This window comes from uncultured Brachyspira sp., assembly GCF_944388875.1.
In the GTDB taxonomy this organism is placed as follows: Bacteria; Spirochaetota; Brachyspiria; order Brachyspirales; family Brachyspiraceae; genus Brachyspira.
This window is the reverse complement of record NZ_CALXKQ010000004.1, coordinates 115,358-132,090: the sequence shown is the minus strand read 5'-3', so window position 1 is coordinate 132,090 and position 16,733 is coordinate 115,358. Positions and strand designations below refer to the sequence as shown.

At 25.6% G+C, this 16,733-nt stretch carries 16 protein-coding genes and 1 tRNA gene; 10 read left to right on the top strand and 7 right to left on the bottom strand.

All coding sequences use genetic code 11. The features are described 5' to 3' along the window. On the bottom strand, positions 1-1,116 hold a 1,116-nt coding region (locus Q0J69_RS05255; protein ID WP_297204900.1), incomplete at its 3' end, for a hypothetical protein. A 168-nt stretch (positions 1,117-1,284) separates the two neighbouring features. Between Q0J69_RS05255 and Q0J69_RS05250 the strand changes: the two genes are divergently transcribed. After that, the gene (locus tag Q0J69_RS05250) at positions 1,285-1,512 is read left to right on the top strand and encodes a hypothetical protein (RefSeq protein ID WP_297204899.1); all 228 of its coding nucleotides are present in this window, start codon (positions 1,285-1,287) and stop codon (positions 1,510-1,512) included. 93 nt (positions 1,513-1,605) lie between these two features. Here the strand turns inward: Q0J69_RS05250 and Q0J69_RS05245 are convergent, their stop codons facing one another. Further along, complete coding sequence (locus Q0J69_RS05245) at positions 1,606-2,952, bottom strand: NfeD family protein (protein ID WP_297204898.1); 1,347 nt, start codon at positions 2,950-2,952, stop codon at positions 1,606-1,608. A 103-nt stretch (positions 2,953-3,055) separates the two neighbouring features. Next, on the bottom strand, positions 3,056-6,088 hold the full coding sequence (locus Q0J69_RS05240; protein WP_297204897.1) for a hypothetical protein: 3,033 nt from the start codon (positions 6,086-6,088) through the stop codon (positions 3,056-3,058). Positions 6,089-6,272: 184 nt separating this feature from the next. Between Q0J69_RS05240 and Q0J69_RS05235 the strand changes: the two genes are divergently transcribed. Together Q0J69_RS05235 and Q0J69_RS05230 are read left to right on the top strand one after the other, a co-directional pair. After that, complete coding sequence (locus tag Q0J69_RS05235; RefSeq protein ID WP_297204896.1) at positions 6,273-6,953, top strand: hemolysin III family protein; 681 nt, start codon at positions 6,273-6,275, stop codon at positions 6,951-6,953. Positions 6,954-6,984: 31 nt separating this feature from the next. After that, positions 6,985-8,613: an AMP-binding protein gene (locus tag Q0J69_RS05230; RefSeq protein ID WP_297204895.1), complete on the top strand. Its 1,629-nt coding sequence runs from the start codon at positions 6,985-6,987 to the stop codon at positions 8,611-8,613. 44 nt (positions 8,614-8,657) lie between these two features. Here the strand turns inward: Q0J69_RS05230 and Q0J69_RS05225 are convergent, their stop codons facing one another. After that, positions 8,658-9,017 (bottom strand): DUF4234 domain-containing protein, encoded by a 360-nt coding sequence (locus tag Q0J69_RS05225; RefSeq protein ID WP_297204894.1) that lies wholly within the window; start codon positions 9,015-9,017, stop codon positions 8,658-8,660. A 151-nt stretch (positions 9,018-9,168) separates the two neighbouring features. Between Q0J69_RS05225 and Q0J69_RS05220 the strand changes: the two genes are divergently transcribed. Together Q0J69_RS05220 and Q0J69_RS05215 are read left to right on the top strand one after the other, a co-directional pair. After that, positions 9,169-10,776: a peptide ABC transporter substrate-binding protein gene (locus Q0J69_RS05220; RefSeq protein ID WP_297204893.1), complete on the top strand. Its 1,608-nt coding sequence runs from the start codon at positions 9,169-9,171 to the stop codon at positions 10,774-10,776. 157 nt (positions 10,777-10,933) lie between these two features. After that, on the top strand, positions 10,934-11,251 hold the full coding sequence (locus tag Q0J69_RS05215) for a hypothetical protein (RefSeq protein ID WP_297204892.1): 318 nt from the start codon (positions 10,934-10,936) through the stop codon (positions 11,249-11,251). Between the two features lie 187 nt (positions 11,252-11,438). On the opposite strand, the gene Q0J69_RS05210 is transcribed toward Q0J69_RS05215, so the two are convergent. Next, a tRNA-Ile gene (locus tag Q0J69_RS05210) sits at positions 11,439-11,512 on the bottom strand. A 241-nt stretch (positions 11,513-11,753) separates the two neighbouring features. Here Q0J69_RS05210 and Q0J69_RS05205 point away from each other — a divergent pair. Beyond that, positions 11,754-12,581: an EFR1 family ferrodoxin gene (locus Q0J69_RS05205; RefSeq protein ID WP_297204890.1), complete on the top strand. Its 828-nt coding sequence runs from the start codon at positions 11,754-11,756 to the stop codon at positions 12,579-12,581. A gap of 121 nt (positions 12,582-12,702) precedes the next feature. On the opposite strand, the gene Q0J69_RS05200 is transcribed toward Q0J69_RS05205, so the two are convergent. Both Q0J69_RS05200 and Q0J69_RS05195 read right to left on the bottom strand, forming a co-directional pair. Beyond that, positions 12,703-13,356: a formamidopyrimidine-DNA glycosylase gene (locus Q0J69_RS05200; protein ID WP_297204889.1), complete on the bottom strand. Its 654-nt coding sequence runs from the start codon at positions 13,354-13,356 to the stop codon at positions 12,703-12,705. 123 nt (positions 13,357-13,479) lie between these two features. Beyond that, complete coding sequence (locus tag Q0J69_RS05195; protein WP_297204887.1) at positions 13,480-14,421, bottom strand: UDP-glucuronic acid decarboxylase family protein; 942 nt, start codon at positions 14,419-14,421, stop codon at positions 13,480-13,482. Positions 14,422-14,607: 186 nt separating this feature from the next. Here Q0J69_RS05195 and Q0J69_RS05190 point away from each other — a divergent pair, with 186 nt between their 5' ends. The 4 genes from Q0J69_RS05190 (at position 14,608) to Q0J69_RS05175 (ending at position 16,730) form a co-directional block, all read left to right on the top strand. After that, on the top strand, positions 14,608-15,177 hold the full coding sequence (locus Q0J69_RS05190) for an AAA family ATPase (RefSeq protein ID WP_297204884.1): 570 nt from the start codon (positions 14,608-14,610) through the stop codon (positions 15,175-15,177). 216 nt (positions 15,178-15,393) lie between these two features. After that, positions 15,394-15,651 (top strand): hypothetical protein, encoded by a 258-nt coding sequence (locus Q0J69_RS05185; RefSeq protein WP_297204882.1) that lies wholly within the window; start codon positions 15,394-15,396, stop codon positions 15,649-15,651. A 2-nt stretch (positions 15,652-15,653) separates the two neighbouring features. Next, a complete protein-coding gene (locus Q0J69_RS05180) occupies positions 15,654-16,187 on the top strand; it encodes a DUF3226 domain-containing protein (protein ID WP_297204881.1) in 534 nt (177 codons plus the stop codon). 54 nt (positions 16,188-16,241) lie between these two features. Beyond that, complete coding sequence (locus Q0J69_RS05175) at positions 16,242-16,730, top strand: hypothetical protein (protein ID WP_297204880.1); 489 nt, start codon at positions 16,242-16,244, stop codon at positions 16,728-16,730. Positions 16,731-16,733 lie beyond the last annotated feature (3 nt).

Here is a 16,733-nt window from a genome sequence, read left to right as displayed (position 1 = left end):
AGTGTTTTCTTTTATGCTCTCTATATTTGTAACTTCACTTATATTTTCAGTGTTTTCTTTTATGCTTTCTATATTTGCAGCTTCACTTATATTTTCAGTATTTTCTTTTATGCTTTCTATATTTGTAGCTTCACTTATATTTTCAGTGTTTTCTTTTATGCTCTCTATATTTGTAACTTCACTTATATTTTCAGTGTTTTCTTTTATGCTTTCTATATTTGTAGCTTCACTTATATTTTCAGTGTTTCCTTTTATGCTCTCTATATTTGTAACTTCACTTATATTTTCAGTGTTTTCTTTTATGCTTTCTATATTTGTAGCTTCACTTATATTTTCAGTGTTTCCTTTTATGCTCTCTATATTTGTAACTTCACTTATATTTTCAGTGTTTTCTTTATTATCTTTTATATTTTCTTCTATTATTACATCTGCAGCAGAATTTTTATTGGTATTAAAAAATAATATATTATTTCTGAATATAAAAGTTAATACAGCAAATATTATAATAAAAATAAGAACAGATTTACCATGTCTATAAAGAGATAACAAATTAAATAAAACTATTATATATGTTAATGCTGTAATTGAGAAAACTATATAAAACCATACTTTATGATTTATATAAAAATTAATAATAAAAGTCGGAACACCTATATTAAATATATATAGAAGTACAATAGCTGCTGATGGAATCAAAGCAAATATAATTATAGAAGAAGGATAATAGTCTTTATTTATTATTACCATAAAGGCGGCAATAATAATAAGCAGTAAATAAAAAGCTGTAATTATCCCAACTAATATAGAAAATATTACAGTATGAGAGTCAGCAAAATTAATAATAAAACTAGGCGGTTTAATATTTAGTAAACTAGAAATCAAATAAAATACTATAGGTATTAATATTATATATAAATATTTGTTATGACTTTCTATTTCAATATTAAATAATGATGATAATAATACTATATAGGCAATAATAATAATCAATGATATTATCATATATATAATTGGATGACTCATTTGAAAATTAGATATAAATAAAGGAGTTCCTTTAGAAAAAATTTTTCCTACTAATGCAATAAATACAGGTAAAAAAATTATAATTTTTGACATAATAAAACCTAACTGAAAACATTTTTTTATGTATTAATTATACATAAAAAAATATTTATATCAATAAATTAAAGAATACATTTTTGTGTAAAAATAAAGTTATCAAGTTTTTTTTTATATTACCGTTAATATTGATGATTAAAGTACTAAGTAAAAGGAGTTATTAGTATGACAATTAATAAAATAGGCAATATGCAGACTGTATCACCATCTGCTCCAAAATCAAGTATATCAGTTCAAAATATAAATAATCCTCAGAAGGTAAGTCAGCAAGGAAGCGGAATATCTCCTCTATCCAGCAGATATACTTATGCTATTGGACGTGATGGTAAAAGATACGTATTGCAGCTTAGAATAGATATTTCATCAGTTAGAGCTTTCAGTTCACTTGCTTAAAATATATTATATGATTTTCAGCATTGGAGAACTTCATGAATTATATAAATAAAATTTAAGCTAGAAAATAAATTTCTAGCTTATATTAATTTTCTAATTTATTTTTTTTACTACTATTCTATTTCCCTCAACAAGAACAACTTTTAAACTGCTTCCCTTATCTATGAACTCTCCCTCGCTTACAGCATCATATCTGTTATTATCAATCATAATATATCCTGCAGGTCTGAAAAATGTATCAGCAATGCCTTCTTTATTAAGAAGATGATCATAAGAAACACTTGAATGATATCCTGCTGTATCGCTGCTTAATGTAATTTTATTATTAAACTCTTTAGATTTAGTCATAAATTTGGCTATAAGTACTATAAGAATTATATCTATTATAAGAGAGATAAATATGACAAATGTTGCTATAGCTATATTATTTAATCCGAAAGACATAAATACGCTTGCAAGTATAGCTGTTATTCCTAGTATGCCTGTAATTCCAAAACCAGGTATAACAAATATTTCAATGCAAAGAAGAACAGCACCTAATAGAAATATAGCAGGCTCTATTAAATTACTATCGCCTGAAAAAAACTGAACAAAGAAAAATACTGAAAATGCTATAATAGCTGTTACTCCGCCTACACCGAAACCTGGAGTTTTTATCTCTAAATATATTCCTGCTATTCCTATTGACATTAATAAACTTAAAATAAACGGATTTAATAAAAATCTTAATACAGAATCATATTTCTCCTCTTCAACAGTTATAATTTCAGAATTATCAGAAAGTCCTTTTAAATCTATTATCTCTTTTATAGAATTTGCTTTTTTGTCTGCAATATTTATTTCAACAGCTTCATCGGCACTTAAAGTAAGAAGAGTTTTATCATCCAAATCAATGCCGTCTTTTTCTTTAGTTAAAACAATAGTTTCATCAACCATAGCCTCAGCTGCTTTTGTATTCTTTTTTGTAGTTTCTGCAGATGCCCTCATAGCAGCACGCATAGCACTTATCTCTTTTTCTCCAGCTTTTTTAACCTCATTGCCATTTAAATAAATCGGAGTTGCAGCCCCTATAACACTTCCGTCAGACATGTAAATTTCCTTAGCACTCAATGATATTAATGCCCCAGCAGATAATGCATTCTTATTAATATAAACTGCAACTGGTACTTCGCTTTCTATAATATAATTTTTAATAGATAAAGCAGAGGATAGTAGTCCTCCAGGAGTATCAAGCTCTAGTATTATTAAATCAGCCTTATCTTCATTAGCCTTATCTATTGCCTTTTTTATATATCCTGCATACCATCTATTAACTTCCTGAAACTCAAGCTTTTTTATAACATATACTTTACTATCCTTAGAATATAATAAATTTGTTAATGTCAAAATAAAAATACTCAATAAAAATATTCTAAAACTATTTGCTTTTATATTTTTCATAAATTTCCCCCTCTTAAAAAGATATATTTATTATTCTATCAAATTAGATTTCAAATTATATTTTAGTATAAGTTTTATTTTTTTCAACTTTAGACTAATATATTTATGAAGAAGGCGGTATTATTTTCTTTACTATGTATAAATATCTGATAAAACGCCTTACTTTTCTATTATATTTATTAACATTCAAAGCATATTTATAATATTCCAAAGATTTATTAAAATAATCTTCTATTTCTCTATGAATTTTATATTTTAAATAATAGCAAAGTCCTAATCCAAAATAAACCTCATAATTATTTCTTCCATAAAAATTATTCTTTATGGATAAATTATAATTATCTATAGCCCTATTTAAATATTCTTCCTTTTTTTCATGTTTATTATAAAGCAGAATATAAACATCTGCAATTAAAGAATAAGCCTCTACATTCCCAAGCTTCACAGAATGTACCAAATTCTCAAAAGCATTTTCTATATAATCTATCTTTAAAGTCTTTTCAAATAAATATTTAAGCATCAATGCCCTATTATAATTGCATTTAGGATAGCTTGAATTTATATCTAATACTCTGCTGTAGCAATGAAAGGCACTTATAACATATTCATAGTTTTTAGTCTTTAAATAAAGTCTATGATACAAAATACCTAAATCAAAATGATAATCAGCATTATTTTTTTCTATATTTGTTATATATTCCAAATAAAATACAGCAAGCAATCCGTATTTTACCTTCTTTGTAGTTTCAAATAAAAATTTGAAAAATCTATAGCATAATCTTATAGAGAATATATCCATTTTTAAGCTATTTAAACATTTTCCAGCTTTAATTAAATGCTTAACATTTTTATCCATATCATATTTAACATTATTGAGTATAAATAAATTCTTATTAGCTAAACTTCTGTCATACTTAAGAATATTTACATACCTCTCAAAATATTCATCTATAGAAACCCTATCAGAATAATAATTAAATAAGACAATATAAGAATCTTTAAATTTTTCATAAATAGAATCTATTCCTATTCCAAAAGATAATGCATGTTCATAATAATATATAGATTTCATAATATAATCATATCTCTCATCATTATCAATATTAATGTTTGATGATTTAAGATAATATAAATATCCTAATGCCTCCAATGCTATAATAGAATCTGAATCGTAATATAATATATTCTCATAGCATGATAAAGAATTATTAAATATGCCGTTAATATTATATATGCTGTATATAATCAAATATAAAAACCCAAGATTCTCTATCGCTTTTGAATATGAATTATCAAGCTCTATTGCCTTAAGATAATTTTCCTCAGCATCTTTATAATTATCAAATTTATTTTCTATAAGTTTGATATGATAAAGCAATGCTGAATTATAATATAAAGTTTTATCATAATTATTTATATTTAAAGCATAATTAAAGTCTTCTAAAGCGGCATCAAAATATTTACTGCTGCGTTCTATTTTATACCTCTCATAATATAATATCGCCCTTTGAGAAAAATTTTTTATATCATACTTAAAATTATTATTTATATACTCCAAAGATAAATCAAAATATTTATTATTATGCTCATCAATATATTTAAGCCTGTATAAATTACTTATAGCTAAATTATAATTAGTATGTGAAAAGAAAAATAAAGCCTTATCAAAAAATTCATCTTTTAAACTATATTTTGAAAATAAATACTCATCTCTTAAACTATCTTCGTATAATGAATAATAAAAACAACCTATATTATAGTTCATATAATCATATAGTAATTTATTGTTTATTAACTCCCCTTCATTAAATAAAGTTTCATAATCATTAAGCACCAATGTAAAATAATCAGAGTTTTCAAATATATAATATGCAAGCTTATATAAATAAAATCTATTAACATAAGTATATAAATAATCCCTGTCTATTGCCAATGCCCTATTATAATAGTACAAGGCATTATCAAAATCTTCTTTATCTTTATTTAAAGAAAATCTTATTTCATATAAATATGCAATAGAGTTCAGCACATCAGTTTCATCAATATCTAAATGATTGAAAAAAGAAAGAGAAGCGTCAAAATATAAATCATCTTTTGTTTTGCTGTACGCTGATAAATACAAATATGCTTTAAAATAGCTGCTGTCATAATAATTCATAGCAAATGCAAAATCTTCCCTGCTTTCTGTAAGGTCGTATTTAACGGCATAAGCATATCCGAATAAATTATAAAGTATATTTGTATCTTTTAATGATTCGCTTTCTTCTATTTTTTTGTATGTATAAACAGCATCATCAAAGAAATGAATATCATTGCTGTATTTAAACATCATTGTATATAGAAAGCCTAAATTAAGAAGAACATTAATATCTCTGCCTATATAAGAAAGCTCTATATAATAATTGACAGCTTCTAAATAATAATCATAATTTTTAGATGATAAAAATTTATCTCTGTAAAGTTTGGCTAATTCACATAATGCAAATGTATTTTCTTTATTAAAATCCAAAATCTCTAAATACACTTCTGCTGCTATATCAAAATATTTTTCTTTATCTATATTAGTATATTTAGTTTTATAAAGCATATAAACATTATAATTAATATTAATATCATCTTTAAAAATATTAGAAATTTTTTTGTAGCATTCTAAAGATTTACTAAAATACTGATTATCTTTTATATGCATATATCTGAACTGATATAAAAGTGCTAAAATAAAATAACTTATATCATTATTATATTGAATAATATAATTAATATGATCTAAAGCTATATCATAGTATATATTATCAAAATTATAAATATATCTTGTAAGGTATAAAAACCCAGCTTTGTTTCTTGCATAAATATTTCTGCTATCGCGTCTTAATACATTATTAATACTTCCTGTAACGTTTTCAAAACTTTCATCATCCCCAGTATAAGCACATTCATCTATATAGGAATCTGTTAACTTTTGAATTATAGCAATATTTTTACAGCATATATTTAATCGATTATTATTTTCCTTTAATTTATCAATATAATCATAATAAAAACAGTTTTCATATTCTAATGTTTCAAATTTAACTTTCTTTAAAAATTTGAGCTTTGAATCAGCTTTCATGTTACTTATAAAGTTATAATAATTCATACACTAATCCAATAATATATGAGAAACATATTTTTAGTTATATTATACACAAAAAAGAATTTATTTAAATATACTGCATAGCAAAAAAGAAATATATAACAGATACTCTATTTTCTTAATTATTTTTATAAATAGTTACAAATCACCATTTACTTTATTATAAATAAGGTTTAATATATTTACTATGACTAATGTATTTATAAATGCAGGCAATAATAAAATAAAAAATTCTGTATCGAAAATAAGTGCTGTTATATGCATAATATGTGCAAGTTCTGCTGTAGCTGTTTTAGTGCTTTTAATCGTTAATTCCAAAACAGCAAGAGAGATAACATCATTCTCTCTCTATTCCAGTTTTTTAATAATATTTTATATAATAAACTCAATATACCATTTTTTCCCATTTCATAATAAAGCTAAAAAAGTTTTTTATATATTATCTCATGCTTTTTTTATAATGATGATATGGGGAGTATATATACCTCCATGTCTTATATCACTTAAAAATGGATGGGGCTGGAGTTTTTTTGGAATCATTACAGGGCTTTGCGTATTAGGTATAACATTAAGGAGTGTATTCGTTTACAGATGGAGTGGATTTACAGAAACAATATACTATTTACTATTAAATTGGGTATGGCTTATAGCTATATCAAAAGTTTCAAATGCTGTGGGCGAATATGGAGCTATACTTTATTTAACAGGATTTCTGCTTTTAACTGTAGCAATGGTTTTTTACAGACTTGCCATGTATGAATCTAATAAAAGATACACATTATTTTTACCTCTGTTTTATTCTCTTCTAATAATATCTAATATATGTCATGCAGTTTTCATGTTCAGATATGTTGCAAATATATTCTAAAGGCATTATATTTTAATATAGGAGGCTACAAATGATTAAAGAAAGACTTAGCGATTATATTCAGGACACTATAAAAAATAACTGGGATATAGATGCATTAGCTGATTACGGAACAAACAAAATACTAAAATATTCAGATGTTGCAGAAAATATAATGAAAATGCATATAGCCTTTAAAAAACTGGATATACATAAAGGAGAAAAAATAGCCATCTGCGGATCAAATTCAGTTAATTGGGCTTTAACTTATCTCTCTATAATAAGCTACGGAGCAGTTGTTGTTCCTATACTTGTAGAATTTTCAAAAGAGGATATCGCATCCATTATAAGAGATTCTGGAGCAAAATTTCTTTTTGCAAATTCTAATATTATAAAATCAATAGATGAAAAAACATTATCTTCTCTTAATAAATCTTTTTATTTGGATAGCTTTGATACAGTTTCAAATGATAAAGATAAAAAAGAGAATATATTTGATGATATAGAAATAGAAAATATAAGCAAAGAAAAATTTAATCTCACAATATTTGAAAATGATACATTAGCTACTATTATATATACTTCAGGAACAACAGGATTCAGCAAAGGTGTTATGCTTAATCATAATTCAATCTCTGCTAATATAAGATATGCTATAAATAATATGCCGGTAAAACCTAATGATCATATACTCTCTTTTCTGCCGCTTGCTCATGCATTCGGATGCTTATTTGACTTTTTATTTCCATTTTCGAGAGGAGCCTGCATATATATGCTAGGTTCAATACCAAGTCCTAATATTTTATTAAAAGCATTAGATGAAGTAAAACCTAATCTAATACTTATGGTTCCTCTTATAATAGAAAAGATTTATTTGAAAAAATTACTGCCAACTGTAAGTAAGCCTTTAATTTCCAATTTATTAAAAATACCTGTTATTTCATCTTTGATAAAATCAAAAATTAGAAATAATTTAACAAAGGCATTTGGTGGAAACTTTTACGAGCTTATAATAGGAGGAAGTGCTTTGAATGCGGATGTTGAAAAATTTCTTATGGATATAGGATTTAAATTCACTGTAGGCTACGGTATGACCGAATGCGGACCTTTAATAAGCTACGGACCTTGGGATAAGCATGTTGCAAGAAGCTGCGGATGCATAATAGACACATTGGAAGTAAAAATAGACGCCAAAAATGAAGGAGAAATCGGAGAGATAATGGTTAGAGGTGAAAATGTTATGCTAGGATATTATAAAAACTACAAAGCTACTGCTGATGTTCTTTCAAAAGACGGATGGCTTAGAACTGGTGATTTGGGAGTTCTTGGAGAAAATAACAGAATATTTATAAGGGGCAGAAGCAAAAATATGCTGCTTGGTGCGAGCGGACAAAATATTTATCCTGAAGAGCTTGAAAGTAAATTAAATACTATGCCTTATATATTAGAATCTCTAGTTTTGCAAAGAGATAATAAACTTCATGCTTTAATATATTTAGACTCTGATAGAATAAAAGCAGAAAATTTAAGCGAAGAAGAAGTTAATAATGCTATAGAAAAAAATAGAATAGAGGTTAATAAAATACTTCCTGAGTTTGGAAGAATATCAGGATTTACTATACAAAAAGAAGAGTTTATTAAAAGTCCTACTCAGAAAATAAAAAGATTTTTATATAATTAAAGAATAAAAGGCTTGAGTAATAAATACCCAAGCCTTTTTATTAATTAAGACAATTTTTCCCAAATCTCATTCAATTTAATCTGTAAAAAATAACATGAAACTATCTGTAAAAATATAGACAATATAAATACAAGATTGATTTTATCTTCTTCAACTGCAGCACCAGATTTTTCAGCCATTTCTTTAAATACCACAGGAGACATCTTATAGTACCAATAAATTGTATATATTCCGCATGTAACTATGCTGAATAATATAACTTTCATAGGATCTAAAATCTGATTATTTACAGCAGCATTAATCTCTTTAGTGGTCAAATAAAGCCAATAATAATAGTATATTCCGCATGTAACTATGCTGAGCAAAATGACCTGAACTGGATTTTTTACTATTCCTTTTTCCATGTATATTCCTTTAAAAATAATTTTGAGAAATATAATATAAAAGAACAAAAATATCAAGTACCTATATACTGTATACTAAAAAAATGTATTATTGACTAATAATATAATTAAATGTATCCTTTTAATATAATAAAAATATAGGGGAACTATAATGAAAAAAAATGTATTTTTAATAGGGATAAGTTTTTTAATGGCATTTCTATTATCATGCGGAGGAAGCAGTAAGGATGAAGGAGCAATATATATAAATGTAGGTCATGAACCTAAAACTATTGATCCTGCTTTAAACTCAGCCGTAGATGGAAGTATTTATATTCAGCATGCTTTTGAAGGCTTAGCTACAAGAGATAAAGATAATAATATAATACCCGGTACAGCTGAAAGATGGGAAGTAAGCGATGACGGACTTACTTATACTTTTTATATAAGAGAAAATGCCAAATGGTCTGACGGTAAAAATATAACTGCTGATGATTTTGTTTATGCATGGCAAAGAGCTGTTGATCCTATAACAGCATGCGAATATGCTTATCAATTTGAACCTGTTTTAAATGCTATGGATATTAATGCAGGAAAAAAAGAAGTTAGTGAATTAGGTGTAAGAGCAGTAGATGAAAAAACTTTTGAGGTGAAATTGAATGCCCCTACTGCATATTTTTTGGAGCTGGCTGCTTTTCCTACATTCTATCCTATAAGAAAAGATATCATTGAAGAAAATGGAGATAATTGGACACTTTCTCCTGAAACTTATATAGGAAATGGTCCTTTTGTACTAAAAGAGAGAAGAACTGATGACAGACTTATCATGGAAAAAAATACTAATTATTGGAATTCTCAAAATATAGTGCCTCAAAAACTTGTATTTATACTTATGCAAAATGGAACAGCTGCTGTTGCTGGAATAAAAGAAGGTTCTATACATTTTGCCAATAATCCGCCTCTTCAGGATATTGAAAATTTAAAAAGCGAAGGCTTAATGCATATATCTCCATATTTGGGAACATACTATTATTGTTTAAATATAACTAATGAAGTATTAAGAGATGTAAATGTACGTAAGGCATTATCATTGGCTATAGATAGAAATTATTTAGTTGAGCAAGTTACAAGAGGAGGGCAGCTTCCTGCAGGAGGATGGGTTCCTTCAGGGGTTAAAGACATTGACAATAAGGATTTCAGAGAGGTTGGAGGTGATTATTACAGTGTAAAATCAAATGATTATCAAAAGAATTGCGATGAGGCAAAAAGATTATTAGCTGAGGCTGGATTTACAAATGGAGAAGGATTTCCTGTTATAGAGTTTAAATCAAATTCAGGAGAGCATATACAAATATTTGAAGCTGTTCAGCAGATGTGGAAAGAAGTTTTAAATATAGATTCTACAATATCTCAGGAAGAATGGGCTACTTTCCAAGATACAAGACAGCATAAGAATTTTGTTATAGCACGTCATGGATGGATTGCTGATTATAATGATCCTATGAGTTTTTTAGGAATATTTTTAAGCTACAGCGTGCAAAATAATGGAGGATACAATAATAAAGCTTTTGATGATGAATTAAATACTGCTATGTCTACTATAGATACAAAAACAAGAATGGATGCTATGCATAGAGCTGAAGATATACTTATGGGAGATATGGGATTGATACCGCTTTATTTCTATACAGACCCTATTATGATTAGTAAAAAATTAACTGATGTTGTTTATGATCCTCTTGGTTCTCATAAATTTTTCTATGCTAAATTGACTAAATAATTAAGAATATATTTAATTAAGGAGTTTCTAATAATTTTAGGAACTCTTTTTTTATTTAAATAAAAATATTATATTTAGACACTTTTTTAAATTTGTCTTTTTTTAAAAAAATGTTATTATTAATAATATAAATTAATATATTTTAGGAGATTATATTATGCTATTAAAAGAAAGAAGCGGTGTATATAAAGGAAATGCAAAAGTAAAAAATTTTCTAAGTTTTGATTTAGATATAGAAGCAAACATTTCTTCAAATGGAGATATAACCGTAAATACTTTAGCTCCTATTGTCGGAAAAATAAGTCATACTATATCATTGGGAGCTGATTATGACAAAGATGATTACAGCATGAATTTTGAAAAAGTTAATTTCGATATAAAATTTAATTCAGATAAATCAATAGATATAATGCTTCCAGAAAAGATTAATGGCAGTATTATTTTAACTAGAAATATAACATTAAATAGAGTATAAAAAAATAGTACCTAAAAATATTTTAGGTACTAAAATAAAATATAATAGAAAAAGTTTTATTGTTAAGAACTAGATAAAAATTAAAAGACACTTTTAGTGTCTTTTAATTATCCCTATTTACTAACCTTAATTTAAAGGAAATAATAATAATATAAAATTATGTAATAAGGAAAATATATAGGGAATGTGGGCCAGCAGGGACTTGAACCCCGGACCCGATGATTATGAGTCATCTGCTCTAACCGACTGAGCTACTGGCCCCCGTAAATATAAAAAATCAAGCTCTTTAGATTTAAGTATCCTAACATAAAACAAAAAAAATGTCAATAGCTAAATATAAAATTATTACATATATTTCGCATAATAATAATAATATTCCAAAACAGCACAAAAATATATTTTTTATTATTTAATAATAATTTTTTTCTTTTTATATTGACATATTAATATAAATTTACATAATATTATTTATATAGTTAAAAACTTAAAGAAGGTATATTATATGATAATTAATAAAGTATATTCTATCTATTATAGTGCAACAGGCACAACACAAAAAATAGTTTCTTTTGTCGGAGAAAAAATAGCAAGTGAACTGAATATTCCATTTGAGAAATATAATTTTTCTCTTCCTAAAAAAAGAGAAACTATATTACAATTTGAAGAGGGCGACTTAGTAATTTGTGGTACTCCTACTTATGCTGGAAGAATACCTAATGTTATGCTTCCATTTTATAAAAATAATATAAAAGCTAATGGGGCATTAGCTGTTCCTATTGTTCTATATGGAAACAGAAATTTCGACGATTCTTTGATAGAGCTTAGAAACACTATGGAAGAAAACGGATTTCATACTATAGCTGGAGCTGGATTTATTGGTGAGCATGCTTTTTCTTATGTACTTGGGGCTAACAGACCTGATGAAAAAGATATGGCTATAGCTTCTGAATTTGCTCATAAGGTTGTTGAGAAAATTAAAAACTTAAATAATATCCCTAATGAAGCAATAAAAGTAAGAGGAAATGAACCTATAAGACCTTATTACATACCAAGAGATGATAATGAGCATGCTATTGATATTTTAAAGGTGAAGCCTAAAGTTGACACATCTAAATGTACAAACTGCAAAACATGTGCTCATGTATGCCCATTGGCTTCCATAGATTTTGATGATATTACAAAATATGTAGGAAAATGTATAAAATGCGGTGCATGTGTGAAAAAATGTCCTGAACACTGCAGATATTATGATGATGACGGATATTTATTCCATCAGCATGATCTTGAGAAAAAATTCGAGAGAAGAGCTGAACCTGAACTATTCTATTAATTGACAATGCTTCTATGATTTTAATATATTAATGAAAAACGATAAACCCAATGATATAACACACATTGGGTTTATTGTATTATACCTATTATAACTGCTGCATATAAATATATAGAAAAATTTATTCTTCTAATGAATCGCTTTCTTCCTCTTCCGTATTTCCTGATGCTTCTCTAAGAACTTGTTTTATAGCATCAAATATCTCTCTTGCTTTTACTTTATTTATTTCTGAAGTTTTTGTTTTCTTGGTTATAGAAGCCTTTTTTAATATCATATCGCCGTAAGTATCGCCTATACCGCTTAATATTAAAGGATTTTTTATAAGTTTTTCTACTGTTGTGGCATTGTCTGCTAATAATTGGCAGAATAAATTGTAATTGAATTGTTTTGTTAAAGGATCATAACCTACCTGAGGCATAGTAGTAGAATCTTTCCATATAGGGATTATTTTTGTAATTTCTTTTTTATCTTTGCTGTCATCGACTACAAAAAAATTACCATGATCCGTTTCTAATTTAATAATACTATTTTCATAAGTATCATCTTCTGTTAATACGAATGATCCGTTAGGACCTAAATCCACAAGCATAGCATCCTGCGAAAATTGAAAATGCATATAACCGCCGTATCTTAGTACATCTATAATCTTTTGACCTTCTACATCTTCCATTTCTTTATATTCTTTATCTATAGCAACTATTCTATTTATATAAGAATAGCAAATTTCTCCCTTTATTGAATTGATTAAGCTAATTAAATTTGGTAATTCTTTCATTGTATAATAATCTCTCTTAATATTATGTTTACTTATAATTTTAGCATGAAAGTAAAAAAAATCAAATTTTATTTTTAATTATTTTTACTTCAAGAGTTATAAAGTCGTATTAATATTAAAAAACTATTTTTTAGATTTTAAATAATTATCAAAATATTCTATTGTTTTTTTAAGCCCATCTTCAAGTTTATAATCAGGACTCCAATTGAGTTTATCTTTGGCTAAACTTATATTAGGCTGCCTTTTTATAGGATCATCCTTAGGAAGTTCTTTAAATACAATTTCCGATTTTGAATTAGTAATTTCTATTATCTTTTTTGCAAATTCAAGAACTGTCATCTCATAAGGATTACCTAAATTAACAGGTCCTATAAAATTTTCACTATTCATCATTTTAACCGCACCATCAATTAAATCATCGCAGTAGCAGAAACTTCTAGTCTGACTACCATCTCCATAAACAGTTATAGGTATATTTTGAAGAGCCTGTATGATAAAATTAGAAACAACCCTACCATCATTTTCATTCATTCTAGGTCCGTAAGTATTAAATATTCTAATAATTTTAATATCTGTATTATATTGTCTGTAATAATCCATCATAAGAGTTTCAGCACCTCTTTTTCCCTCATCATAACAGCTTCTTATACCATTAGGATTAACATGCCCCCAATAGCTCTCTTTCTGAGGATGCTCTAAAGGATCTCCGTAAACTTCGCTTGTAGATGCCTGAAGTATTCTTGCATTGCAGCCCCTTGCTAAATTAAGCATATTTAGTATACCAAAAACGCTGGTTTTAAAAGTATGAACTGGATTTATCTGATAATGTATAGGAGATGCAGGACAGGCAAAATTATATATCTCATCACACTCTATATGTATAGGTTCAGTTATGTCATGCCTTATATTTTCAAAATTTTTATTATTTATTAAATGTGCTATATTTTCATTTGAACCTGTAAAAAAATTATCTATTGATATTACATAATTTCCTTCTTTCAATAATCTTTCGCATAAATGCGAGCCTAAAAATCCAGCTCCGCCTGTTACTATAATCCTTTTCATAATATTATTTATCCTAATTTTTTATTTGAAATAATAATATATATAATTAAAAATATTTCAATGTTTTTTCTAAACTTTATATCATTACTATTTATAAAAACTGTTAATGATATAAAAATAATATATTGCATGTAATCATAAACAAATATATAATATAAATAAAAAATTAAGAGAATTTAAATAAAAATGTTAGAAAGTTTAGAGATAAAAAATTTCAGAGGAATAAAGAAATTAAAAATAGACAATTTCAAAAATATTAATTTTTTTATAGGCAAGGCTAACACTTCAAAGACTTCTCTGCTTGAAGCTATATACACAGGATTTTCAAGAAATGCTTTATCTTTTTTAAATTTATTATATGCAAGAGATATTGAAAAAGATGATGATGCGTTTGAGGCATTATTTTATGACCACAATGCAGATAATATTATAACAATTAATTCTTTAATAGATAATGAACTTTTTGAACTTGAAATAAGTTCAGATTATAAAGATTATGATAAACTTACCGTGTCTATAAATAATATAGACGCTGTAAATAAACTAAATTATATTGTTTATAAAATAAAAAATAAAAAAGGATATGATACAAGTATAAATAAAATTGAAGAAAAAAATGACTATAAATTTGAATTTAAAGTTCTAAATAAAAAAGAAGAAAATATACAAATAAAAAAACATGATGCAGAATTTATTTCTGTATTTAATTATACAACAAGTATTCTATTTATTTTTAAATCAATTTTTTTCAGATAATGAAAAAAGAAATATTTTAAAAAATATATGCTGTCAATTCGATTCTAAAATTAATGATATCATATTTGTTGATGATAGATTAATGATTGAAATAAAAGATTTAAAACATACTATTAATATAAAGAATATGGGGCAGGGATTTCAGAAATATTTAACTATAATAGCTTCTATGATATATAAAAAAAATATATTATAATTGATGAAATTGAAAATGGAATGCATTTTGAAAGCATAAAAATACTGCTTGAAAATATTTTATCTTTATCTAAAGAATACGGGCTTCAATTTTTTATAACTACTCATAATAAGGAACTGCTTGAAATTTTAAATGACTGTTTAATAGAAAAAGATTATAAAGACATGCTTTCGGTTTATAATTTATATTATAATAGAGAAAATAATATTGATGTTATAAATTATAGTCAGGAAAATTTTTCAAACCTCATAGAAAATAATAATGAAATGAGGGACTAATAATGAGAATTATTGTTGAAGGTGATTCAGATAAAAAATTTTTAGAATGCTATTTAAAATATTTAAATATTACAAATTATACTAAAATAGTACCAATAGGCGGAAAGGATAATATTATAAATCATGCTGAATTAAAAAAAGAAGATTTTATAATAATATTCGATGCTGATGACGATTACAATAAATCAAAAATTAATATAGAAAATCAGATTGATAAATTAGGTATAAAAAATGATAAAATATTCCTATTTCCAAACAATAAAGATAATGGTAATTTAGAAAAATTAATTGAAGAAATAGCAATACATAAAGAAGTGCTTCATTGTTATGACAATTATAAAAGCTGTATAGATAATTTAATTAATGAAATACCGAATTTAAAACATCAGGCTAAAAAATCAAAAGTATTTGCCTATATGAGCGGATTTGGTTTTAATAATATTAAAGCAGAAGAGTTTGATTTGACTCCTTATGTGGATTTTGATAATATTTATTTGAATGATTTAAAAAACTTTTTAGAAAATATCTTCAAATAATATATATTTACTTATTTATAATATATTATAAATAATATTTATTGAGGTACTATTATGGATAAATTTCTTGATAAAATAACATCGTATAATTTACTAAATAATATATTACCTGGAGCCGTAACATATTATATATTAAAAATGTTAACACATTTAAATATACCGGATTTTTCTATTTTAGGAGAAATATTCATTTACTATTTTATTGGATTATTATGTAGCAGAATAGGTTCACTAATTATTGAACCTATTTGTAAAACATTTAAATTTGTTGTTTATGCTGACTATTCAGATTATTCAAAAGCAGAGGAAAAAGATTCTAAAATAAATATTTTATTAGAGGTAAACAATATGTATAGAACATTTTCTGCTAGTTTTTTTATTTTGATATTGATTAGTGTTGTTAACATTTTAAAATTTCATAAAATATCTTTAAATAATTTATATTTATATGGTTTTATTTTTGTATGTTTTATACTATTTTTATTCTCTTATAGAAAACAAACTTCTTATATAGTAAAAAAAGTTAAACAAAATATTAATTAAGGA

What these genes read in the sequence shown, in the direction of transcription:
- Q0J69_RS05250 (WP_297204899.1), top strand. Translation starts at nt 1,285, where the DNA reads ATGACAATTAATAAAATAGGCAATATGCAGACTGTATCACCATCTGCT.
- Q0J69_RS05245 (WP_297204898.1), bottom strand. Translation starts at nt 2,952, where the DNA reads ATGAAAAATATAAAAGCAAATAGTTTTAGAATATTTTTATTGAGTATT.
- Q0J69_RS05240 (WP_297204897.1), bottom strand. Translation starts at nt 6,088, where the DNA reads ATGAATTATTATAACTTTATAAGTAACATGAAAGCTGATTCAAAGCTC.
- Q0J69_RS05235 (WP_297204896.1), top strand. Translation starts at nt 6,273, where the DNA reads ATGACTAATGTATTTATAAATGCAGGCAATAATAAAATAAAAAATTCT.
- Q0J69_RS05230 (WP_297204895.1), top strand. Translation starts at nt 6,985, where the DNA reads ATGATTAAAGAAAGACTTAGCGATTATATTCAGGACACTATAAAAAAT.
- Q0J69_RS05225 (WP_297204894.1), bottom strand. Translation starts at nt 9,017, where the DNA reads ATGGAAAAAGGAATAGTAAAAAATCCAGTTCAGGTCATTTTGCTCAGC.
- Q0J69_RS05220 (WP_297204893.1), top strand. Translation starts at nt 9,169, where the DNA reads ATGAAAAAAAATGTATTTTTAATAGGGATAAGTTTTTTAATGGCATTT.
- Q0J69_RS05215 (WP_297204892.1), top strand. Translation starts at nt 10,934, where the DNA reads ATGCTATTAAAAGAAAGAAGCGGTGTATATAAAGGAAATGCAAAAGTA.
- Q0J69_RS05205 (WP_297204890.1), top strand. Translation starts at nt 11,754, where the DNA reads ATGATAATTAATAAAGTATATTCTATCTATTATAGTGCAACAGGCACA.
- Q0J69_RS05200 (WP_297204889.1), bottom strand. Translation starts at nt 13,356, where the DNA reads ATGAAAGAATTACCAAATTTAATTAGCTTAATCAATTCAATAAAGGGA.
- Q0J69_RS05195 (WP_297204887.1), bottom strand. Translation starts at nt 14,421, where the DNA reads ATGAAAAGGATTATAGTAACAGGCGGAGCTGGATTTTTAGGCTCGCAT.
- Q0J69_RS05190 (WP_297204884.1), top strand. Translation starts at nt 14,608, where the DNA reads ATGTTAGAAAGTTTAGAGATAAAAAATTTCAGAGGAATAAAGAAATTA.
- Q0J69_RS05185 (WP_297204882.1), top strand. Translation starts at nt 15,394, where the DNA reads ATGCATTTTGAAAGCATAAAAATACTGCTTGAAAATATTTTATCTTTA.
- Q0J69_RS05180 (WP_297204881.1), top strand. Translation starts at nt 15,654, where the DNA reads ATGAGAATTATTGTTGAAGGTGATTCAGATAAAAAATTTTTAGAATGC.
- Q0J69_RS05175 (WP_297204880.1), top strand. Translation starts at nt 16,242, where the DNA reads ATGGATAAATTTCTTGATAAAATAACATCGTATAATTTACTAAATAAT.